At 72.7% G+C, this 22,199-nt stretch carries 13 protein-coding genes; 3 read left to right on the top strand and 10 right to left on the bottom strand.

All coding sequences use genetic code 11. From position 1 onward, the window contains the following. Positions 1-7 precede the first annotated feature (7 nt). The 6 genes from AB0B76_RS27620 to AB0B76_RS27645 all read right to left on the bottom strand — a co-directional run bounded on the left by AB0B76_RS27620 (position 8) and on the right by AB0B76_RS27645 (position 5,933). Positions 8-1,606, bottom strand: coding sequence for a thiamine pyrophosphate-binding protein (locus tag AB0B76_RS27620; protein WP_360380839.1), 1,599 nt, complete (start codon positions 1,604-1,606; stop codon positions 8-10). Position 1,607: 1 nt separating this feature from the next. Next, positions 1,608-2,369 carry a cyclase family protein gene (locus AB0B76_RS27625; protein ID WP_360380841.1) on the bottom strand — a complete coding sequence of 254 codons (762 nt, stop codon included), beginning with the start codon at positions 2,367-2,369 and terminating at the stop codon, positions 1,608-1,610. Positions 2,370-2,408: 39 nt separating this feature from the next. Next, positions 2,409-3,434 (bottom strand): arabinan endo-1,5-alpha-L-arabinosidase, encoded by a 1,026-nt coding sequence (locus AB0B76_RS27630; protein ID WP_360380844.1) that lies wholly within the window; start codon positions 3,432-3,434, stop codon positions 2,409-2,411. Positions 3,435-3,508: 74 nt separating this feature from the next. Then, complete coding sequence (locus tag AB0B76_RS27635) at positions 3,509-4,393, bottom strand: AIM24 family protein (protein ID WP_360380847.1); 885 nt, start codon at positions 4,391-4,393, stop codon at positions 3,509-3,511. 7 nt (positions 4,394-4,400) lie between these two features. Then, the gene (locus tag AB0B76_RS27640; protein WP_360380850.1) at positions 4,401-5,198 is read right to left on the bottom strand and encodes an AIM24 family protein; all 798 of its coding nucleotides are present in this window, start codon (positions 5,196-5,198) and stop codon (positions 4,401-4,403) included. A 36-nt stretch (positions 5,199-5,234) separates the two neighbouring features. Further along, complete coding sequence (locus AB0B76_RS27645) at positions 5,235-5,933, bottom strand: hypothetical protein (RefSeq protein WP_360380853.1); 699 nt, start codon at positions 5,931-5,933, stop codon at positions 5,235-5,237. Between the two features lie 156 nt (positions 5,934-6,089). On the opposite strand from AB0B76_RS27645, the gene AB0B76_RS27650 reads away from it, so the two are divergent. The 3 genes from AB0B76_RS27650 to AB0B76_RS27660 are packed head-to-tail and all read left to right on the top strand — an operon-like array spanning position 6,090 to position 9,447. Next, a complete protein-coding gene (locus AB0B76_RS27650; protein WP_360380856.1) occupies positions 6,090-7,613 on the top strand; it encodes a hypothetical protein in 1,524 nt (507 codons plus the stop codon). Positions 7,614-7,665: 52 nt separating this feature from the next. Then, complete coding sequence (locus AB0B76_RS27655) at positions 7,666-8,727, top strand: glycosyltransferase (protein WP_360380859.1); 1,062 nt, start codon at positions 7,666-7,668, stop codon at positions 8,725-8,727. Positions 8,728-8,781: 54 nt separating this feature from the next. After that, positions 8,782-9,447 (top strand): M50 family metallopeptidase, encoded by a 666-nt coding sequence (locus tag AB0B76_RS27660; RefSeq protein ID WP_360380862.1) that lies wholly within the window; start codon positions 8,782-8,784, stop codon positions 9,445-9,447. A gap of 35 nt (positions 9,448-9,482) precedes the next feature. Here AB0B76_RS27660 and AB0B76_RS27665 read toward each other — a convergent pair whose 3' ends face one another. The 4 genes from AB0B76_RS27665 to AB0B76_RS27680 form a co-directional block, all read right to left on the bottom strand. Further along, the gene (locus AB0B76_RS27665; RefSeq protein WP_360380865.1) at positions 9,483-10,070 is read right to left on the bottom strand and encodes an RICIN domain-containing protein; all 588 of its coding nucleotides are present in this window, start codon (positions 10,068-10,070) and stop codon (positions 9,483-9,485) included. Between the two features lie 100 nt (positions 10,071-10,170). Next, positions 10,171-15,417 carry a hypothetical protein gene (locus AB0B76_RS27670; protein ID WP_360380868.1) on the bottom strand — a complete coding sequence of 1,749 codons (5,247 nt, stop codon included), beginning with the start codon at positions 15,415-15,417 and terminating at the stop codon, positions 10,171-10,173. 10 nt (positions 15,418-15,427) lie between these two features. Beyond that, positions 15,428-18,088 carry a hypothetical protein gene (locus AB0B76_RS27675; protein ID WP_360380871.1) on the bottom strand — a complete coding sequence of 887 codons (2,661 nt, stop codon included), beginning with the start codon at positions 18,086-18,088 and terminating at the stop codon, positions 15,428-15,430. Further along, a complete protein-coding gene (locus AB0B76_RS27680) occupies positions 18,085-22,146 on the bottom strand; it encodes a hypothetical protein (protein WP_360380874.1) in 4,062 nt (1,353 codons plus the stop codon). The genes AB0B76_RS27675 and AB0B76_RS27680 overlap by 4 nt, the downstream gene beginning before the upstream one ends. Between the last annotated feature and the right edge of the window lie 53 nt (positions 22,147-22,199).

Raw genomic sequence — 22,199 nt, forward strand, 5'->3', positions numbered from 1 at the left:
TAACGGCTCAGTGCCCCCGGAAGGCCTCCTCCAGCCACCAGGAGCCGCGCGCGGCGGTGACCTTGGCGTCGATCAGGATCGGCCGGTCGCGGGGGCCGGCGAGCCAGTCGCGCACCGCGCCCAGGTCCGCCGGCGAGCGGACCACGACCCCGGCGCAGCCGTAGCCGCGCGCGATCGCGGCCAGGTCGGTGTCCGGGAAGGTCACGGTGCCGAGCGGGTGCCCGTGCGGGCCGAAGTGGTGCACCTCGGCGCCGTACGCGGCGTCGTCGTACACCACGATCACCATCGGCAGCCCGAGCCGCACGACGGTCTCCAGCTCCGAGATGCCCATCAGGAAGCCGCCGTCGCCCAGCGCCGCCACCGGCAGCCGGTCCGGCCGGGCCACGGCGGCGCCGATCGCGGTGGCCAGGCCCAGGCCGATCGACTGGAACGCCTGCGTGAAGCAGAACCCGGGGGCGTCGGGCACGGACAGGTACATCGACGGGTAGCCCATGAAGTTGCCGGAGTCCACGCCGACCGTGCGCTCGGCCGGGAGCAGGTCGTCCAGCGCGATCGACAGCGTCCGCGGGTCGATGCGCCCGTCGCCCGAGGCGTCCTCGAACGGCACGTCCCGCCAGTGCACGCTCGGCAGCGGCGCCGTCCGGCAGCCGGCCGCGGCGGGGACCAGCGCGAGCGCCGCCGTGGCCGTGGCCGCCGCGTCGCCGAGCACGCCCAGGCCGGTGTGCAGCGCGTCCGGGTCGACGTCGACCTGGGCCACCGCCGCGCCCGGGCCGATGAGCCTTCCGTGCCGGGTGGTCCACATGTTCAGCGAGCAGCCCCACGCCACGACCGCGTCGGCCCCGGCGATCCGCTCGGCCGCGGCCGGGGAGGCGAACCCGCCGGCCACGTCGAGGTACCACGGATCGCCGTTGAACAGCCCCCGGGCCACCGCCGACGTGGCGAGCAGCGCCCCGCACCGCTGCGCCAGGGCCGCGATCGCCGCCGCGGCCCCGGGCGAGCGGGCGCCGCGCCCGGCGATGAACACGGGCCGGCGCGCGCCGGCGATCAGCTCCGCCAGGGCCCGCACCGACGCGGGATCCGGCAGGTGTACCGGCGGCAGGGGCTCTGTGTGCGGTACGACATCCGGGGCATCCGCGGCCTGCACGTCCAGCGGCAGGCTCACGAGCACGGTGCGCCGCTCCGTGCGGGCCCGCCGGGCGGCCCGCAGCACGTCGGCCACGGCCGAGGCCGGGGTCGCCGCGCGCTCGAAGGCGGCGCCGATGCCGGCCGCCAGCGCCGCCTGGTCGAGCCGGAAGTTCGAGCGGGCCCCGGCCGCGCCGGTGTCGGCCGCGAGCACCACCATCGGCGTGCGGCTCTTGGCCGCCTCGGCGATGCCGGTGAGCGCGTTCGTCACGCCCGGACCCTGGTGCAGGGTCAGCACGCCGAGCCGGCCGGAGGTGCGGGCGTACGCGTCGGCCATCACCGCCGCCCCGCCCTCGTGCCGGGCCGCCACGAACCTCGCGCCGGCCGCCACGAGGGCGTTGGTCAGGTGGAAGTTGCCGCTGCCGACCACCCCGAAGACGAACTCCGGGGCCAGGGCCCGGCCGATGGCCTCGGCGACGAGCACGTCAGCGCTCGACCAGGGCGAGCACGCGCGCCGGGCTGCCGGAGCCGCGCACGATCGGCAGCGGGCCGGCGACCACGACCGCGCCCCGTGCCGGCAGCCGGTCCAGGTTGCGCAGCTGGGTCAGCCCGTACTTGCCGGCGCCGAGCAGGAACGAGTGGCAGGGGAACGGCGGGTCGAACGAGTGCGCGGCGCCCGCGTCGGTGCCGACGGTCTCCACGCCCATGCCGATGATCGGCGTCTGCTCCGCCAGCCACCGCGCGCAGGCCGGGGAGACGCCGGGGGTGTTGCCGGCGTTGAGGTACGCGGCGTCGTCGTCGCCGCGAGCGTCCCAGCCGGTGCGGTACAGCAGCCAGCCGCCGTCGGGCAGCGGCCCGTGCTCGGCCGTCCAGGCCTGGACGTCCTCGATCTCGAGCAGGTAGCCGGGGTCGGCGGCGGCCCGGCCGGCCTTGTCGATGACCACGGCCGGCGCGAACAGCTTCTGCGCCGGCACCTGGGCGACGTCCTCGCCGTCGCGGCCCGTCACCCAGTGGATCGGCGCGTCGAAGTGGGTGCCGGTGTGCTCGCCGGAGCGGAAGTTGTTCCAGTACCAGGCCGGCCCGCGCTCGTCGTACCGGCTGATCTCCTCGGACTCGAAGCGCCAGGTGTTGCCGAAGGGCTCGGGCAGCTGCAGGATCGGCGTGTCCCCGCTCAGCGGCGCGGTCAGGTCGACGACCTCGATCGAACCGGACGTGACGGCCTGCACCAGATCGTTCAGGAGCGACATGCCGCGACCGTAGGGTCCGGCCCGAGCCCTTCGCAAGGGTCAGTACACGAACGGCCACCCCGCGGAGTCGTAGCCGACGAGGTTGATGCCCAGGTAGGACGCGCCGCTGTTGGCGTAGTAGTGGTAGAACAGCACCTCGCCGTCGCTGTCGGCGAGCACCGCCTGGTGGCCCGGGCCGTGGATGCTGCCGTGGGTCGCCAGCACCTGGGTGCCGCCGCCGGAGGTCATCGCGGTGCCGTTGCGGTCGGTGTACGGCCCGGTGATGCTGGTGGATCGGCCGACCATGATCCGGTAGGTGCTCGACGCGCCGCGGCAGCACAGGTCGAACGACACCCACAGGTAGTAGTAGCTGCCGTGGCGGAAGATGTACGGCGCCTCGATCGCCGTCGACGAGCCGGTCCGCTGGGCGATCGACCGTACCGTCGAATCCGCCCGCAGCCCGGTCGACGGGTTGATCTTGACCAGCTTGATGCCGGTCCAGAACGAGCCGAGCGACAGCCACCAGCCGCCGGATGCGTCCACGACCAGGTTCGGGTCGATCGCGTTGTAGTTACTCGACGTGGTCGTCTCGATGACCAGGCCCTTGTTGCTCCACGAGCCCGACGCGCCGGTGCTGCTGGTGGCCAGGAAGATCGCCGAGTGGCTCGAGCCGAAGGTGGAGGCGGCGTAGTACATGTAGTAGGTGCCGTTGTGGTACGAGATGTCGGGCGCCCACAGCTGGTTGCTGCCGCCGGTGTACGGCAGGGTCCACGACGCCCCGCTGGGGAACGCGGCCCCGGCGTTGCGCCAGGCGGTGCGGTCCGACGAGGTCTTGAGCTGGATGTTGGCTCCGGTGTACGCCACGATGTAGCCGCCCGCGGGCGTCTTCACCGCCGAGGGGTCGTGCGTGCCGGTGTTGCCGGTGACGGTGCCCGGGTTCGGATACGACGCCGGGGGACTGGTGGGTGCGGCGGCGGCGAGCGGGGCGGTGGCGGCGTCGACGTCGGCGGCGCCGGCGGCGCTCGCGATCAGGGTGGCCGCGATGGCAGTCGCGAGCCACAGGCGCCTGGACTTCAGCAGGGACATGGCGGTATCTCCTCGAATGTTAGCGCTCACATATTCGAGCCCTAACATCGAAGGTTGTCAAGTTGTCCTGAAACTTACCAGCGCTGCACGGTGGCGGCGGAGTTGCGTGTGATGCTCTCCGAGCTGGTGTGGTGGAACACCGAGGACACCGCGACCCGGCCGGGGCCGATGAGCCGCAGCCAGACGTTGCGCTGGCTGAACGACGAGCGCCACGAGATGCGCTGGGTGCCGCGCGGGTACTCCAGGTGCAGGTGGGCCTGAACCGAGACGTCGCGGTACAGCAGCGCCCCCGGCTGCACCAGGATCGTCTCGCCCGCGGCCAGGTCGCGCAGGAACGTGTTGCCCGGCGAGTGCAGCAGGAGCAGTCCCGGGCCCTGCTGGGCGGAGAACAGGTCGCCGTACTGCCCCAGCGGGTAGTGGGTCTCGCGGTCGTCGCCGGTGCCGGTGTCGTACCAGACGCCGGTCGGCTGCCAGGTGTACGTGACGTTCCCGGTGGCGGTGAGGAACCGGTGCTCGCGGGTCCACACGTGCCGGCCCGGGGCCAGCGGCAGCGCGATGAGCTCGCCCGGGCGGTCGCCGGAGAGCGCCAGCCGGCCCGGCCCGCGGGCCTCGATCATGATCAGCGGCAGCCCGGCCAGCATCCGGTTCCAGCCGCCGGCGAGCGAGGTGTTGCCCAGCCGCACCCCGGGCTCGGTCCACAGCAGCGCGTGGTGGGCGAAGTAGATCCACTCCTGGCCGGACAGGGTGAAGTCGGCGACCGGGACGTACCGGCCCTCGAGCTGCACCCGCGACTGCCCGAACTGGATGCGCGCCATGTCCTTGATCGGCGGCTGCTCGATCCAGCCCGAGCGGGACACGACCTGCCGCACGTCCAGTGCCGCCCCGCAGCTCGGGCAGGACGGGCCGCCGGGCGGGTGCGGCATGCGGCAGTACCGGCAGACGACGTACCCCTCGGTCATCGCGCCCTCATTCCGAGTGGTGGTGCACGTACATCGACTGGATCCCGACACGGCCGGGGCCGGTCATCTCGGCCAGGTACATCCCGCGGCGCATCAGCCCCGTCTTGACCGGCATCTGCACCGCCTGCATGCCGACGGCGGCGTCCTTGTAGAGGAACCCGCCCGGCTCGACCAGGATCTTCTCGCCCGGGCGCAGGTAGCGCTCGAACACGTTGCCGTAGCCGTGCAGCACCAGCAGTCCGGGGGCGGCGGTGGTGACGAAGCGGTCGAGGTACATCCCGTTGCCGCCGTGCAGCACGTTGGCCAGGCCCTGGATGCGGATGAAGTCGTAGCCGATCGTGTGCGTGGCGAGCAGGAACGCGTGGCCGCGCACGTCGAGCTCCATGCCCGGGTGCAGCGGCAGCACCACGAGCTCGCCGGGGGAGTCGCGGGAGAAGGCGACCCGGCCGGGACCGTGGGCGAGGGTCAGCACGAACGGCATGCCGCCGAACACGCGGCGCATCCCGCCGCCGGTCGGCATGGCGGTGACCGGGGTCTGCTCGTCCTTCCACAGCAGGACGTGATGCTCGAAGTACACCGCGTCGCCGGGGGCGAGCGCCATGTCGATGACGGGGACGAGCTCACCCTCGACCTGGGCCACCGAGTTCGAGAACCGGAACTCGGTCATGTCCCGCAGCCGGGGCGCCTCGCGCCAGCCCGAGTCGCTCACCACGTTGGCGACGTCGAGCGGCGCACCGCACGTCAGGCAGGAGGTGGAGCCGGGCGCGTTCTGCACCCGGCACCACTGGCATTCGATCCGCTCCACGCGGGGGACGCTAGCGGCCGAAGCTGAGAGAACGCTTTACTCGGCGAGTTGCACGTCGTGCTCGTCCTCGTGCGCGCCGCGCTGGGCCGGCAGCAGCTCGCCCGCGACGGCCGACCCGTCCTGGATCTCCTGCGGCGTGGCCACCTGCGGCTGCCCGACCCACAGGGCGCGCATCTGCTGCTGCATGAAGCCGGTGAGGCGGGAGCGGTACTCCTGGTCGAAGCGCTCCAGCGCCTCGATCTGCCCCTGCAGCGCCTGCCGCTTCGAGGTCAGGCCGCCGACGACGTCCTCGTAGATCTGCTCGGCGCGCTGCTTGATGTCGTACGCGTTGTCCTGCGCCTCGCGCACGATGTCCTCGGCCCGGGCCTGGGCGTCGGCGAGCACCTCGCCGGCGTTGCGCTCCGTGTCCGCCGCGTAGGCCTCGGCCTCGCGGGCGATCTTCTCGGCGGCACTGCGGGCCCGGCCCAGGATCTTCTCGGCCTCGTCGCGCAGCGCGCCCGCCTGGGCCTGCGCGTCGGAGATGATCTGGTTGGCGTTGGCGTGCGCCTCGCCCCGGATCTGCTCGGCCTCGTTGATCGCGGTGTTGATGTGCTCCTCGGCGGTGCGCTGGGCCATGGTGAGCACGGCGAGCGCCTTGGCCTGTTCGCCACCCATGCCCGGCACCTCGCCCGGCTGCTGCATGACGCCCGGGCCAGCCATGCGGTCGTCGTACTGTCGCATCCCGTTCTGCGTCATGGTCCCTCGTCCTCTCGCCGAATGCCTCGCGCACACTACCCGAGATGCGCAAGCCCGCGGTACCGCCGAATCGTCCTTTAGCAGGACCGAAGCTCGCCGCTTCCGGGGTTCTTCGTCGATGGCGATCTCTCGATGTGATCCGGATCATCGTTGCCCATGGTGCAGGTGATCCCGGTGGGGTTCCACGGCTCGCGGACCGCCGCCGGCCCGCTCACGCTCGGTCAGCTCAACGTCGCGAAGTGGCTCGCCGACGCCCCGGACGCGCCCGCGGCCCGGCTCGAGCAGCACCTGCCGGTCCCGCCGGGCGCGACCCTGGCGGCCGTGGTCGCGGCCCTCGGCGCGCTGGTGAGCCGGCACGAGGGGCTGCGCAGCCGGTACACCCTCGGCGACCCCGGTTCGCAGCAGGTCCTGGACTCGGGCAGCGTCCCTTTGGCGGTATATGCGGAGCTTCCGGCGGATCTCGGCCCCGTCTCGGCCTCCGAGCCGGTGCGATTCGCGGTTTCATTGGCTCAAGGCGCGCTGACGGCCGTCTACTCGCACATCGCCGTCGACTTCCAGGCGCTCATGGTGCTGGAGCGGGAGTTCGACGCCCTCATCCGCGGCCAGGAGCTCGCCGACGTCGTCCTGCAGCCGCTCGACCGCGCCGAGGCCGAGCGCGCCCCGGCCCGGCGCCGGCGGCAGGAGCAGGCGCTGCGGCACTGGTTCCGGCACGTGGAGGCCGCGCCCGCGCACCTCTACGCCCGCCCGCGGGCCGACCCGGCCGCCGGCTCGGGCGCGTGCGGCATGTCGTCGGAGGCGGCGGCCCGGGCCCTGGACCGGATCGCCGCCCGCACCCGCACGAGCCGCCCGACGATCGTGCTGGCCGCGTGGTGCGCGCTGCTGGCGCGCCGGACCGGGTACGACATCTGCCGTTTCGTGATGCTCTCGGCCAACCGCTTCGAGTCCGGGCTGAGCGAGTTCGTCGGCACCCTGGCCCAGTCGACGTTCGTGGCCGTGGACACCGCGGGCGCCGCCTTCGACGAGCTGATCCGCCGCACGTTCGGCGCGGTCCTGCAGGCGGGCGTGAACGGGGCCTACCACGTGTACCGCCAGGACGAGGGAACCTTGTCCCGGATGGCCGAACGCGGCCTGGCGCCGAGCTTCGAGCCCCTGTTCAACAGCGTCATCGTCGACACGCGCGGGTTCGACGCCCCGGCGGCGGACTCCGACCCGGCCCCGACCGACCTGCTGTGGGTCGACATGCCCCCGACGAACATCCTGCTGCGCTTCGACCTCGGCCGCGCCGACGACGTGCTGGTGGCCCGCGTGTGGACGGGCGACACCGGGCGCGTTTCGCCGGCGGAGGCGCGGGAGCTGCTGCTGGCCCTGGAGCGGTTGCTCGTTGCGGCGGCCCCGAACGACCTGGAGCCCGGCGCCGTGGTGGAAGCGCTGGCGGTGGGCGCGATCGAGCGGCCGGCGGGGTGGCACCTCGTCGACGGCTGCTGGGTGGACGTGGCCGAGGTGCAGCGCCTGCTGGACGACGCGCTGGGCGCGGGGGTGGCGCGGCTCGCGGACGGGCCGGAACTGACGGCCGTCGTGCTGGATGCGTCGCTGAGTCCTGCGGAGGCGCGGCGGCGCTGCCTGGCCCTCCTGCCCGGCCGCCACGCGGCGATGGTTCCGCGGGCCTTCGCCCAGGGGTAGGGCGACACGCGCTCCTCAGGTTGATCACAGGCGTGTCGGTGATGCTCGCACCATGGTGCGTGTCGCGATCATGGCCGTCGGCCGCTGGGGGGACCTTGCGCCGTACGCCGGGCTCGGGGTGCGGCTCCAGCAGGCCGGGCATCGGGTCACGGTCGCCGCCGACGGGCGGTTCGAAGGGTACCTGCGCGGGCACGGGCTCGGGTTTCACCGGCTGCCGCTCGAGGCGCTCGCCGCGACGCTGTTCCCGGGGCGTCCGGCGCCGGACTGGGACCAGCTCGCCGCAGCGATGCTCGACGCCGCCCGGGCGGCCGATCTGCTGCTCCTGACGTCGTTGACCTCGTTCGGCGTGCACATCGCCGAGGGGCTGGGCCGGCCGGGCCTCGGGGTGTACCGGCGGCCGGTGACGCCCTCGTCGGCGGTCAGGGGGCGGCCGTACCGCGCCGCCGTCGACCGGCTGCGCGCCGGGCTCGGGCTGCCGCCCGTCACCGCCCGCGCGTTCCAGGCGCGGCGCCGGCCGATCTGTTTCGGCTACAGTCCGATCGTCGTCCCGCCGCCCGAGGACTGGCCGCCGTGGTACCGCGCCGTCGGGTTCTGGTGGCCGCCCGGCGATCCCGGCTTCACGCCCGACCCCGCGCTGCTGGACTTCCTCGCCGCCGGGCCGCCGCCGGTGTACGTCGGCCTCGGCGACCGGTCCGACCTCGTCGTCAAGGCCGTGCGCAAGGCGAAGGTGCGCGCGCTCGTGCACGAAGGGGCCGGCGGCGACGACGTGCTCGCCATCGGGGACGTGCCGCACGAGTGGCTGTTCCCGCAGACGGCCGCCGTCGTGCACCACGGCGGCGCGGGGACGACGGCGGCCGGGCTGCGCGCCGGTGTGCCCGCGGTGCCGGTGCCCTTCCGCGCCGACCAGCCGTTCTGGGCGCAGCGCCTGACCGCCCTCGGCGTGACGCCCGGGCCCGTGCCGCGGCGCCGGTTGACCGTGGACCGGCTGGCCGCGGTGCTGAGCGCGGCGGTCGGCGATCCCGTGTACCGCCACCGGGCCGAGGCCCTCGCCGCGCGGCTGGCGCCGGAGGACGGCGCCGCCCGGGTGCTGCGTGCAATTGATCTATACGTGTAAATCAGTCGAATCATCCGAGGGGATTCCGGCACCCGCTTGGTTAGCGTCCGGGGCGTGCACGCCTCGCAGCTCGTCGTGGTCGGCTCCGGCCTGCTCGCGCTCGCGGTCTCGGTGATCCTGTGGCCGGTCGTGGGGTACGCGATCACGCTCGCGCACGAGGGCGGCCATGCACTGGCGGCCTCGATGATGGGCGGCACCGTCGACTACCTGAACATGGACCGGGGCCGCGGCGGCGAGACCAAGGCCAGCGGGCTCGGGCCGGTGGGCGGGTTCCTGATGGGCATCGCGGGGTACACCGGGCCGTCCGGGTTCGGGGTCGGAGGGGCGCTGCTGCTCGCGCACGACCAGGTGCGGCTGGTGCTGTGGCTGAGCGTGCTGTTCCTGCTGGCGGCGCTGTTCGCGTCGGGCACATACGTCGCCCGGTTCACCGTCGTCGTGGTCGGGGCGCTCGCCGTGCTCCTGATACGCAAGGGCTCGGCGGGGCAGCAGGTCTTCTTCACGTACACCTGGATCTGGTTCCTGCTTTTGGGCGGCTTCGGGCACGTCCTGGTGCTGCAGCGCATCCGCGCCGAGGGCGACCCCGGCTCCGACGCCCTCCTGCTGCGTCGGATGACGTTCCTGCCGGCCTCGCTGTTCTCCGGCTTCTTCTGGCTGGTGAGCGTGTGCGCGCTGCTGTTCGGGGGCGCGGTCCTGCTGCGGCTCTACCACGCGGGGCCGTGAGCGGGGCCCGGTGCGTGCCGGGCCCCGCCGTTGCGCTACTGCCGGAAGTTCTGCGCCGTGTTGTCGCTCGTGCAGTGGAACTGCTGGATCTGGGCCCCGTCATCCGACGAGCCCCACGCGACGTCCAGGCACAGCTCGCTGTTGACGTTGAAGAGCGTCTTGGCGTCCGGGAAGTCGCCGTCGCCGATGAACCAGATCATGCTGCGCGCGTTGTTGTCCTTGCACGTCCACTGCTGGACCACCGACCAGTCCGCGGTGGCGCCGTCCCGGGCGTCGAGGCACTGGCCGGTCTGCTGGTTCACGATGTGGTAGCCCGTGTTCCCGATGGTGATGCACCAGAAGCACCACCACGGGGGCTCGCCGCCGTTGTACGTGACGTAACCGACCGACTCGAACCTCCAGTTCTGCAGGGCGGCGCCCCGGCACGTGCTCTGCTTGACCGGGTCGCCGGCCCACTCGACGTGCCCGGTGGGCTCGGTCGGCTCGAAGCACTTGTTGCTGCCGACGTTGATCAGCGGCAGCGGCGGATCGTCAGCGTTCGCCGGGGACGGGGCCGGCGCCACGATGAGCATCGTGGCCACCAGGGCCGCCAGCAGCGACGCGAAGGTACGTCGTAGCTTCATGCCCCTTCGGCGTTCCAGCGCGTTCCAGCCGCGGTCCTCGTGTCGCGTCCGGCTGCAGGTTGCGGATGATCAAAGCATCGACCCCAACGCCCCAGGTCGGTCACGGTACGGTGAATTGGAGCGTCCCGCCTTCCGGGGTTGCCCTTCCGTTACGTGTCCAGACGGCTGCTTCGGCGCCCACATCAAGGGCCAAGTGCAGTGTCAGGGACCAGGGTCCTGGTGGGAACGCCTTGCCGCCGGTACGCGCCAGTACGGCGTGTGAGCCGTCGGCGCTCCAGGCGAGCACGGCGTCGTTCAGGGCAGAGGTGGGATGCGGGCCCATTGGGGTCAGTGACCAGGTCAACCGTTCCCACGGCAGCGGCTCGGGCAGGTCCAGCACGAGCGCGACGGTACGGCCGTGGTCGGCGACGGTGAGTACCTCGACCACGGGGGGTGCCGGCCGGTACGCCAGAGCGAGGGCGGCGGCCAGGCTGTCGTAGCTGTCGGCGGCTTCGGCGTGTTGCCGCTGCACCGCAGCGCCGGCGGCGGCGATCAGCGCCTGCAGGTCCACGGGGTTGTTGGCCGAGACCGCCGCGGCCAGCTCCTGCCGGGCACTGGTGAGATCTGCGGCGGCGCCCGCCAATCCGTTGGCAGCGTCACAGGTGCGGCTCGCCAGTGTACTGGTGTCCACAGTGGCCGGTGCCGGCCAGGTCGTCCCGGTGAAGGTGGCCAGCATCTCGGGAAGGCCGGGGTGGGCCGAGGTGGTGAACCGCCAGGAGTACACGGTCGTGGCTGGTGCGGAGCGGACCACGAGGTCGCGCATCTGGCAGCCCAGTGGTGCGCGGATCCCGGACAGGAGACCGAACCGGCCCGGGCCGGCCGCGGCCGGTACGGTGACCTCCAGGTCGCCGATGCGTGCCGTGACGGTGTCGCTGGTGCAGGTCAGGGCCAGGGCGTAGTCGACCCCGGCGGTGACGGCGCCGTCGTCGTGCCACAGCACCGCGTGCGAGCCGGTGGATGTGGCCGACACCAGCTGCCGGCCGCCGCCGACGGTCAGCTCGAGTGCCACCCACCGGTCCGGCCCGCTGTGCCCGGCGACGAGCCCGAAGCTGCCCGGCCCGGCGGGGCGGGCGGTGCACGCGACGGTACAGGCGGCCACGTCGGGGTCACCGGCCAGCGCCACCACGGCCCCCAGTTCGATGGCTGGGCGGGCGATGGTGGCGATACCACCGGCGGCGGTACAGCTGTTCGCCCCGGATCCGGTGCTCAGTACCTGCTGCTCGAACGCGGCCAGGTCGGTGAACGGGTCGGTGAACAGCGGCCGGGTGGCGCTCAACCGGGCGGTCAGCGCGCGTCGCGCCGGCAGCAGCGTCCCGGCCGGCAGCGCGGCGTGCAGCAGGTCGTCGCCGCGCACCGTACCGGCGCCCGGCGTGCCCAGGCAGCGGGTCAATCGGGTCAGCCAGGCGGCGTCCGCGTCGGTGACGGTGGTTGTGGGCGCCTGTTGCCAGGCACAGTCGAGCACGATGTCGGCGCCGGTACCGTCGCGTACCGGCTGCCCGTCCTCGCCGTACAGTCGCAGTGTCAGGTCCCCGCCGTACAGCTGGGGTACCGCGTCGGTGCGGAAGGTGGCGCTGAGGTCGTAGGCCCGGAACACCGGCGCCGCGCCGGGATCGGGCACGGTTCGTTGCAGGTATGGCGTCAGGTCCGCCAGTACTCCGCCGAAGGGGAAGCCCGTAGCCGGTACCGGGGGCGGGCGCAGGCGGTCCGGCGGGATGGCCGGTGGCCCACCGGTCTGGAACCGCACGGTGTGGGTGTACGTCGTGTCATGGACCGGGGTTCCGTCGGCGCTGGCCAGCCGGGCCCGGGTGGTGACCTCGAGCAGGTAGTGGCAGTCGGGCTCGAAGATCGGCTGGGTGTCGGCCCAGCGTTGCCGGGCGGTGGTCAGCCGGGCGGTCTGCTCGGCGGCCGGGGTCCGCGCGGCCGCCGCCGGGAGCCAGCACAGCGCCGCCAGTCCGGCCTCGATCCCGATCGCCGGACTGGCCCCGATCGCGTCGACGGTGACCGCCTGCAACGCCTCGCCGGTCACGGTCAGGTCGCCGCCCTGACCCGCCGGCATCTCGCGCGTGGCGACGACGGTGCCGGCATTCCAACCGCTGAGCACCACCGGGCCGGCGATGGCCGCGACCTGTGCGGTGACCTCGGCCGCCGGTTCGGGAAGGGTGACCCATAGCCGCGACAGGGGTAGCCGCTGGCCCAGCTTCAGTACGTGCCCGACGACTGGGAGGTTGACCACGGTGGGTGCGGCGGCGGCGGACAGCACCGCCCCGTCCTGGAGCCACAGCCTGGGCATGACGGTACCGGCGCTCTGGTCGGTCCAGGTCAGGCAGATCGGCTCCGGTGGCGCCGAGTCGCACGGCCAGTCGGGCTGGCCGGCGAGGAAGTCGTCGGTCCAGCGCCGTGAGCTGAAGCGGGTGAAGGCGAACGGGCTGCGGGCCATCAGTTGCAGCCGCGATCCGGCCACACCCGAGGCCGAGGCGGCGTCCGGGGTCCATGTCCCGAAGACGGTGCCGGTGACGTCCTGCCAGCCGGTGTCGGGTCGGCTGCGCCGGCGCCGGGACAGGGTGAGCCCGGTGATGGAGTAGTCGGCGGTGTAGTCGCCGATCACGGTGGTGGGTGCCGACGCCGGCGGGTTGTCGGCGATCGCGGTCGGGTCGCCCATCGGCTGGCCGAAGGTGAGCAGGACCCCGGCGTCGAGTGGCACCAGCGGCGCGTCGGCGTCGGGGTCCGGCTGCGTGCCGTCGATCACAGGCGGCCAGGTTTCGGTACACAGTGGATGCTGGGCCAGCGCGCCCGACCACGGGTCCTCGACCAGCGGTACGGCCGGCTGGCGCCAGCTCAGCTCCAGGTCGACGTCCAGATCCTTCAGCGGGGGTGGAAGTTCGACCGTCACGGCCAGCCGGCCGGCGACCTCGTACGGGCTGGGCGCCTTGCCGGTCAGCCGGGACCGCACGGCCAGCCCGACCCCGAACGGGCCGAGGGCGACCTCGGCTGTGCCGCCCAGGTGCAGGGTCCCGGTCAGCTGGGCGGGGTGTTTCGACAGCGTCGCGGCGGCGCTGATCCAGCTGCGTACCTCGATGCTGGCCGGGCCGTAGCGCCACCGGTCCCCCCAGGACACGCCCAGCCCGGTGGCGATGCCGTCGGCGCCGAGCATCAGCCACGCGTCGGCGTGGAACAGGGACAGGACCTCGGCGCGGATCCGGGCCGAGGCCGGGGTGTCCTTGCCGATCCAGACGTGCCACGCGTCGGAGCGGTCGAAGTCGAAGAACGCCTCGGTGGCGGCGGCGATCGAGAGCACCACCGGCACGCTCCAGGATGCGTCGATGCCCAGCTGCAGGGTGGCCGCCCGGCCGTCCAGTGCGGCCAGCAGCCCCAACGTGCCCTCCTGCGCCGCGGAGCCCGACAGCGCCGGGGGGATCTTGAGCAGGTCCGCGGTGCCCTGCAGCAGCAGCACCGGGCCGGGCAGTACGGCGACCAGCAGCGCGCGGGTGTTCACCGAGAACCCGGCGTCCGGCAGGGTACCGATGCTGGCGCCGGCACCGATCGCCCACGTGGTGGTCTCGGGCGCCCACTTGCTCGGTTCGGTGGCGCTGAATTCCACGGGGCCCTGCTTGTACCAGCCGTACCAGTCGCCGCCGGTGGCCGTCGGGGCCATGTTGACCGCCAGCAGCCCCTCCAGGCCGTACAGGGCGGTACCGGTGGCACCCAGCGGCAGCGGCAGGTCCACGCCCAGGTGCAGGAAGGCGTACACACCAGTGTCTTTGCGCCCGATGGTCAGACCGGCGTCGATACCGATGTCCAGCGGGTCCAGGCCCAGCCGTAGGGCGCCGGTGAACGCCTTCGCCCCGGAGTCGTCGGTGACCAGTGCGACCTCGCCGGCGAACTCGGCCACACCGGCCACAGTGAACCCGACTGCCAGGCCGTCCAGGGTGAGCTGCGGCGCCTGGGCCGGGTCGGCGGGGTCCCAGAGCACCCGCAGCCCGCGCGCACTCGCCCCGGCCGGGAGCAGCTCGGTCAGGCGTAGCGAGCCGTCCACGCCCACCCAGCGGCGGCCGTCGTCCTCGGTACCGAATCCGATGCGGGTGATCTCCATACCGAAGCCGTACAGGTCCAGGGCGATCGGCTGGGGGAGGTCGATCCACCCGCCGGCGACGTGCACGTGCCCGTCCGGGGCGATCCGCAGGTCCTGTATCGCGATCGTCGGCCAGTCCAGCGCCGGCGCGCCGACCACGAGGTCCAGCTCCCCGGTGACCAGCAGCCCGGTACCGTCGCCGTCGCGGACCAGGCCGAGGCCGTCCAGCCGGAGGTTCGCCACACCAGGGATGGACAGCTCCGCGATCGCCGGGGTGTTGACCGGCAGAGGCGTGCCGTTCGCGTCGACCGCCCGCGGGGAGTCCGGGGTACCGGTGACCGTCGCGGCGAAGCCGCCGTCGGTGCCGACGGTCAGGGAGGCCGTGAGCAGCTGGTCGAAGAACGGTACGGCCAGCGTCCCCATGACCGCCGCGCCCGTGACCACGTCCTGCTGGATCTGCAGCTCCAGCGAGTCCAGGCCGAACGCGAAGCCCAGCAACGTACCGGCACCCTCTCCGGAGGGGGTCAGCCCGTCCCAGACCGGATCCCAGCTGCCGGTGAAGGCGCCGGAGAAGCCACCGGTACCGATCGCCCCGTCGGCAACCTCGATACTGTCCGGGGTGATGCCCGCCACGTCCAGCCCGTCCGGGAAGTAGACGGTCGCGCTGTCGAACAGCAGGCCGCGGAAACCCTCCACCGCGGTGTCCGGCGGCGGCTGCTCGCCGCTGAACGACAACCGCGCCCCGGTCGCCTCGATGACGAACCCGGTGTCGCCCAGCCGCAGCGGCGGGATCGACAGCGCGACATCCTCGGAGAACGTGATCCCACCGGACCCGTCCAGCTCGGCCACGCCAGCGGTGAACCCGATCGTCGCCTGCGCCCCGGTCGGCTCCCAGCGGCCGGAGCTGTTGTCCACCGGTACCAGGAAGGTGGAGTCGATCACCAGGTCGGCGCCCAGGTCGAGCAGCCGTGCCCGGAACGGGCCGGTCCAGTCGAACTCGACGGTCAGGTCCGAGCCGTCCGCGGCCGGGAGCAGCCGCGCGGTGACGATGTCGATGCCGGGCAGCGCCAGGGTCAGCTCGGTGGCGAGTTCGACCTGGATCACCACGGTGCTCACGCCGCCGGTGATCCGGGTGCTGTGGCCGACCACGGCCAGCTCGGACAGGTCCGGCTTCGGGAACAGGTTCTCCGCCCACCCGGTCAGGTAGTCGGTGACCGGGATCCACATGCCGACGGTCATCGCAGTCTCCCTATGGTTCGAGGTTCCACGGGACCAGGTACCTGTCGTTGAAGTGCCGGTACGACTCCTCCGGCGTGGGTGGACCGCCACCGGCGGCCGGATCGCTTGTCTTCAGTTGAGTCAGATGACCTTCCACCGATGGATAGGTGGCCGTTTGGAGTTGGGGTGCGGGCCAGCCGGTTGGCCCACTGAGTAGCCAGTTACCGGGATTGCCGTAGTAGGCGCTTACCGCATCGGTGAACAACCAGCGGAACATCCGCTGCAACTGCCCCAGGTCATGGTGCTTGTTCCTCAGCCAGTCGTCCAGGTACGCCTGGGCTGGACGGAACCGACCGGAGGCCGGGCCGGTATCGATAGCAAACCCCGGGAATTTCGTGGTATCGAGCAGGTACGTCGCCAGCGCCAGCGCGACCGCACCCTCCACGGCACGGACCTGAGCTGGTGTGAATCTGCTGAGGCTTTGCGGACTTGACGTTGGCGACGCCAGTGCGAGGTAGATCGCGGCCGGGTGACCTACCGAACCATGCTTCTTCAGCGATGTATGGCCGCGACGGTAGGTCTTGACGTATCCCATCAGGCACTCGACGAATTCCGCGAGACCCTCGTCCAGGGCGACGCCGGAGTTGATGACAGCGCCGGCCGTGTGCCCGGGCCACGTCGGTGGCGATCCCTGAATGGTATTCGTGACGGCAATCGCAGCGTAGGTGGCGTTCAGTGTCCCGGGGCTGGGCAGGGCGGATCCCAGCCAGTTGACGATCGCGTGCCCGTACTCGTGGGGAACCACGTTGGAGCAGAACCATGAGCTGTTCGACGGAAGTGTCGTCTCGGTGCGGTCCGGTCTCCTGGCATCAGCCGCCAGGGCCACCGTCACGGCCGTCGAACTCGTAAGCGCCAGCTGGAAATCGTGGCGCTGCGGGAGATTGACCGAGTCGCCTTTGAGCAGGACGACCGCGTCGTGGGTCAGTTTTCCGCACTTCAACGCGTGCAACGCCGCGGCGTAGGCGGTGTTCCCCGTGGCGAAGTTGCTCCTGTCGGCATCCACCACGAACGTCGCCGGCCCTTCGGCGGCGCCGACAACTCCACTGTTGAATCCGACGAAACTCAACGGAACCCTGGCATTGGTCGCCAGGAAGTCCCCGGCCGCGAACACCGGACTTGGTACGTTGCTCCCATCGCTGAGGGCGAACAGTGTCCCGGTGTTGCCGCCGCCCACCGAGGGCAGACCGACGATGAGCGCCAGTCCCACCCGGACCGTGGTGCCCGGCACCACGTCATCGAAGACGACCCCGCTGACCTCGCCGTCGTCGTCGGTGACGAAATAGGCGACCGGGTTCGCGGCAGTCTGATAGAGATCCAACCTGTGGCCGGCGGCGACCGGATAGGTGTCTGTCCTGCTGATGATGTAGGTGGCACCAGACGTGAGGCTGGTTGTCCGTTTGAACCAGTCGACCCGAGGCTGCTGGTACGCGGCGCCCAGGCGCACCTTGGTCCCGATCCAGTACGCCACCGGTTGCGACAACGTGCCCAACTGCAATGCTTCCAAGCCGGTCCACGCGCCTGGCGTGATGCTGTCCCTGGCAGTCCAGCCGGCGCTGTTCCAGACGAGCCGTTGACCCGGTGGATAGACCCGCTTCTCGGTACGCGACAGCCGGATCTGCTGGCCGGCGGGGAACTCTGCCCGGATGTGGAACGTGGCTGTCCGCACACTCGGGCGGGGCACCTCCAGCACGCCGCCCGCGGCGGCCTCGCGCCAGGTCCACTGCGTACCAGTGATCTCACTGCCGAGCAGGCTGTCGATGAGCCGGACCGTGTCCGGCGGCAACGACCGGGGGGCGCCCTTCGGATCGGAGGCCGAGGACTGGTCCACATCCCACACGTCGAAACGCAGGTAGAACCGAACTGGAACGTTGTCGGTGAGAACGCCGCACCCCGCGACGACCGGATGGGCGGGCAAGAGGTCGGGATCGGCGATCGCGAGGGCCGCGAGGCTGGCGGCCGCCGGCAGTGGTGTGCCGTCGGCGCCGAAGGTCCAGACCCGAAGCCGGCTCCAGTCGCCGTCGGCGGTGGCCAGCCCGAGCGCGGTCTCGGCCGGTACCGACTCGGCCCAGGTGCCAGCCATCATCCGTTGTTTCCAGGTGTGCAGCGCGGTGTCGGCACGCTGATCGGGATCGGTCCGGCGGTGGCACTCGTCCGCCCTCGGCTTCACCCCGGGTACCTCGCTGTTGTACCAGCGGTTCAGCAGGCCACCATCGTTGTCTGGATCGACACTGTCTGGATCATCGACCGAGCGGCGGTCGACACCTTCGAGTACCCAGTAGACCGGCACCGGCGAGCCCGGCGGCAACATGTCCGCCAACGGCGACTTTCCATGGAGCGCGCCCACCACCCAGGCGTCCTGATCGAACGGGCCGACGACCTGCGGCCAGCCGTCCTGGACCAGGAGTTGCATAGCGGGTAGGTACGACACCGTCGCCGCCTCTGGGGTGATGATGGTGTCCAATGTGGATGGCGGGCCCTCGGGCGGCGTCTGGAACACCTCGCCAGGCCGAGCCGCGACGTCAACGGCGTCGGGGTCGGTGGCTGCGGTCACTACCACCTCCGTCCGGAGCGAGTCGTACTCGCCGGGTATCGGAAGGATCAGGGGCGGGACGATACCGGCAGAGCTGATCACGGGCCCTCCTCCACGGTCGGTACGGTGACCGGGTTCCACCGGTACCGCTGCTCGTTGCCGGTGATGTCACGGGCCCGGATCCGGTAGGTGGCGGCCCCCGATCCCGGGTCCTCGTCGGTCCAGCCGAATTCGCGCGGCCCCGCGGTGGGGGGCAGCCAGCCGCTGCGCGAGGTGAAGATCCGCTCCGTGCCGCGCTGCCGTTCCACCATGCAGACCACGCCGTCCTGCTCGACGGTCCAGCCCAGCAGGACCGTGGCTCCGTCGCGTACCGCCTGGATCCAGGCCGGCGGCTCCGGTGGTTCGGTGTGGATCGGCTTTGCCGACACCACGGCCGTCGGTGCCGACACGTTGCCGGCCCGGTCCACGGCGGCGACCCGGTAGTACCACCGGCTCAGCGGCGCCAACCCGTCGTCGGTCCAGCCTGTCCACAGTTCCTGGTCGCCCGGGGCGTCGGCGCCATTGGCCGCCACCTCGACATAGGGCGGCAGCCGCCGCACGTCGGTCAGCTCGGCCGCGTGGGCCGCGCGCCAGATCCGGTATCCGGCCAGGTCCGGCTCGGTGCCGCGGCGCCAGGCCAGGGACACGGCATCCCGCTCGCCGAGTATCGACAGCAGTGTCGGCGGCTTGGGTGCGGTGACGTCGCGCAGCTCGACGATCGGCAGCGTGGCGCTCCACGGACCGGCGGTGCCGGAGGCGTCGACGGTGCGGATCCGGTACAGGAACCGGCCGGCCCCGCGGCCGTCGATCGTGTCCACATAGGACGGGCCGGGTACGGTTCCCGGGTGCGCCGGCTGGAACGGCTCCCGGTGCGTGTCCAGGTCGGCCAGGTCCATCACGGCCCGGTTGCTCAACCGCGGGTAGTACCAGGCCGACCAGTCCCGCCACGCGGCCGCCACCTCGGCGGCGACATCCGCCGGCAGCGTGGCCGGATCGGCGGTCAGATCGGCGAGGGTCACGGACGGATGCTCCTGCGCCAGCCACGGCAGCGACCCGGCGTCGTCGGGGAACGGGCCGTCGGCGTACGGCCCGCGGCCGGTGCGGCGCAGCGACAGGTCGTAGGCGAACAGCGCGGCGGTGCTGGTCCGCAGCACCCGGTACCCGACCACGCCACCGACCGCGGCCAGCGGTACCGCCCAGCGGGCCCGCCCGTACCAGTCCGCCGGCTCGGCCTGCACCGCGGGCAGGTCGCCGTCGATGTCCGGCGGCCGGGTCACCGGCAACGCCGGTGGGGGTACCCGGTGCGGGACCGCCAGCCGGTCGGCCCGCCCGGTCGGCCCTTCCCGGCCCGGCCGCCCGCCCAGCCCACCGCGCCAGGGCGCCGCCCAGCGCGGGTCGTCGGCCACCGCCGGGTCGCCGTCGGACGCGGCAACGCCTGCGAAGCCGACCGCGAATGCCTCGCCGGCTCCGGGTACCAGCGTCGCCCCGGGCAGCCGCAGCTGGTACCGGGCGCCGGCCCACACCGTGCACCGGTCCCCGACAGCCGGCAGTGTGACGCCGCCGTCGTACCGCGCGGCCACGCCGATGCCCACGACCGCGGACCCGTGGTTCTGGGTGAGCACCGGGTAGGCGACCCCGTGCGATACGAGCAGTCCCGCGACCGGGGTCACGGTCAGGTCCGGCGTCGCGGGCCCGCTGGTCGCCAGGTCAACCGGTTCGGACAGGGTCACCTCGGCCCCGTCGGCCGACGCCACGACCGCGGTGAGCGTCGCGGTGACCGGTACCGGCAGCTGGGCGGGGACGATGGCGGCGCGCAGGTCGAAATCGGCCGGCCGGCCGAAGCCCACATACCGCCCCACGGCCGGGGACAGGGTGATGCTGCACGGGCCGGTACCCGGGCGCGACAGCGGCGCGGCCAGGTGGGCGACATCGACGCTGATGCCGGTACCGCTGCCGTGGCCGAGGATCGGGTAGGAGACCGGACCCAGCCGCAGGAGCTGGCCGGTGAGGGCGTCAGCCGGGCCCGGCCAGTCCAGGTCGGTACCCAGGTGGCTGCGGTCACCGTCGCGGGTGGCCTCGATGACGGTGCCGGAAAGCACGTTCGGGTCATCGCGGCGTAGGTAGACGCGGAACTCGCCGGTGGCCTCGACCGCCGGGGCGGCCAGCCGCCGCCCGGCCGGCCAGGTCCAGCCGGCCAGCACGCCCGCCGTGGCGCCGCACAGGGCCCGATCAGCCTCGGACAGGGTCGGGTCGGCCGGGTCGAGGTAGCGGGCGGTCATCGCGTCGGGCGCGCCGGGCGTCGGCGCGTGGTCGACCTGCACGGTACGTTCGCTGGTCCACGGTCCGAGTCGGCCGAACGCGTCGATGCCCCGGACCCGTACCGCGTACCAGCCCGGGTTCTCGACCGTGTGGGTCCACCGCTGTGGCACGGCGGGACCCGGCCACGGGCCCGTCGCGTCGCGGTCGCGGGCCACGGCCAGCGGCGGCCGGTCCGCTCCGACCACGGTGAACGGGCCGTGCGCGGCCGGCGCATCCGAGTCACCACGCGGCGAGAGGGCCACCTGCGCCCGCACCGGCAGCCCAGCGTCCCGGATGTCGCCGGCCACCTGCCAGTCAAGGCCGATGACCCCGGCCGAGGCCGGCAACCGGCCGTCCGGGCCCGGCCGGGCCACGTCGGCATCGGCGCCCATGTCCACAACGGACAGGGCACCGGCCGGTGTGCGGTCGGCGGCGGACACGTTCCACGCGTACCCCGCCTGATCGCCGACCGGCCCGGCGGTGTCGGACACCTCCACCTCGACCAGCTCCAGCGGTCCCTCGGTCCACGTCACGATGTCGAATCCGCCGGCATCCTCGATCGCAACCAGCCGGCCCGCGTCGCCGGTGACCGAGGCGACGGGCAGGTTGCCCCGCGCGGCGGTGAAGACGATCCCGTCCGCACCCGCCGGCGCCGCCAGGCGCAGCCGGACCGACCTGGTCCCCGCCGGCAGGATCAACCCGGCCGGGGCACCCGACAGTGGCCGCTGTACGCGCAGCACGGCACCCTGCGATCCGTCCGGCGCGGCCAGCACCTCCAGCCCGCCGCTGCCCGCCACGGTCAGCTCACCGGCCCGCAGCACCCCACCACCGATCGTCCCTGGAAGCACGGTGTCGAACCGGGTGACAACCCCCGGACCGGGTACCGGGCCGTAGTGCGCCACCACCCGGTAGTCCCAGCGGCCGATCACGTCGGGGTCGCGAAAGGTCAGACCCAGCATCCGGGACACGTCCGGGTCGAGAGCGGCCAGCGCGAGCACCGTCGTGACCGCAAGCCCGAGCCGTGGCGCCGCCCCAGCCGCTGTCGACGACGCGGCCGGGGTCGTCGACGCGGCCGTAGCCGGCAGCCGGGCGCCGGGACCCTCGCGCAGCAGCAACTCCACGGCGGCCCGGGGCAGCTCGGCGAAGTCGGCGGCCAGTTGATCAGCGACCCCGGTCGGCAGGCCGCCGGGAAGCCGGGACCTGGCCCGGGTCACCGTCGCCGCCCGGTCGTCGACCAGGTCGAGCTGGTTGCGGCTGCCCGGTGGTACCAGCGGCAGCAGGATCGGACTGCTGGTCAACGGGCGCCAGCCCTCCCACGGACCGGCCAGCCCAAAGTCCAACGTGCACACGACGAGGTCCTCGCCACTGATCCGGGCGGCGGTGATACCCGTGGCCCACAGCTCAACCGACCAGCCGGTGGCGGTCGCGTCGGCGGTTCGCCGGGCCAGCACGGCATCCGGTCCGGCAGCCGGTCCGGTCACCTCGATCACCGGCGGCGTACCGGTGCCGGAGGCACGTACCGCCACCGCGGACTCCTGGCATCCGACGGTGAGGGTACGGGCACCGGGCAACGCGAGGCCGACCACCGGGCGGCAGGCGGCCGGATCCAGCCTGATCGGCCCGGCCGAGACCGCGAGGGTGAACGACCCCCAGGACCAGGTCAGCCCCGACTCCGGCCGGCCGGCCTGCTCGAACGACAGCGCCAACCACTCCGGCGCCTGGTGCGCCCGCCGGGCCACGTCGTACCCGCCGACCGGGAAACCGAGCCCGGGCTCGATGCTCCACAGCAGATGGACCCCAGGCGCCAGGACAGTCCCATCCACGCACCGGTCATCCCCGCGGGATCCGATGACCAGGACCGCCGGTCCGAGGTCGC

The organism is Dactylosporangium sp. NPDC049140 (genome assembly GCF_040648435.1).

Excerpts from the sequence above, each read along its gene's own strand:
- AB0B76_RS27635 (WP_360380847.1), bottom strand. The coding sequence starts at position 4,393 with ATGACCGAGGGGTACGTCGTCTGCCGGTACTGCCGCATGCCGCACCCG.
- AB0B76_RS27655 (WP_360380859.1), top strand. The coding sequence starts at position 7,666 with ATGGTGCGTGTCGCGATCATGGCCGTCGGCCGCTGGGGGGACCTTGCG.
- AB0B76_RS27650 (WP_360380856.1), top strand. The coding sequence starts at position 6,090 with ATGGTGCAGGTGATCCCGGTGGGGTTCCACGGCTCGCGGACCGCCGCC.
- AB0B76_RS27665 (WP_360380865.1), bottom strand. The coding sequence starts at position 10,070 with ATGAAGCTACGACGTACCTTCGCGTCGCTGCTGGCGGCCCTGGTGGCC.
- AB0B76_RS27625 (WP_360380841.1), bottom strand. The coding sequence starts at position 2,369 with ATGTCGCTCCTGAACGATCTGGTGCAGGCCGTCACGTCCGGTTCGATC.
- AB0B76_RS27645 (WP_360380853.1), bottom strand. The coding sequence starts at position 5,933 with ATGACGCAGAACGGGATGCGACAGTACGACGACCGCATGGCTGGCCCG.
- AB0B76_RS27670 (WP_360380868.1), bottom strand. The coding sequence starts at position 15,417 with ATGACCGTCGGCATGTGGATCCCGGTCACCGACTACCTGACCGGGTGG.
- AB0B76_RS27630 (WP_360380844.1), bottom strand. The coding sequence starts at position 3,434 with ATGTCCCTGCTGAAGTCCAGGCGCCTGTGGCTCGCGACTGCCATCGCG.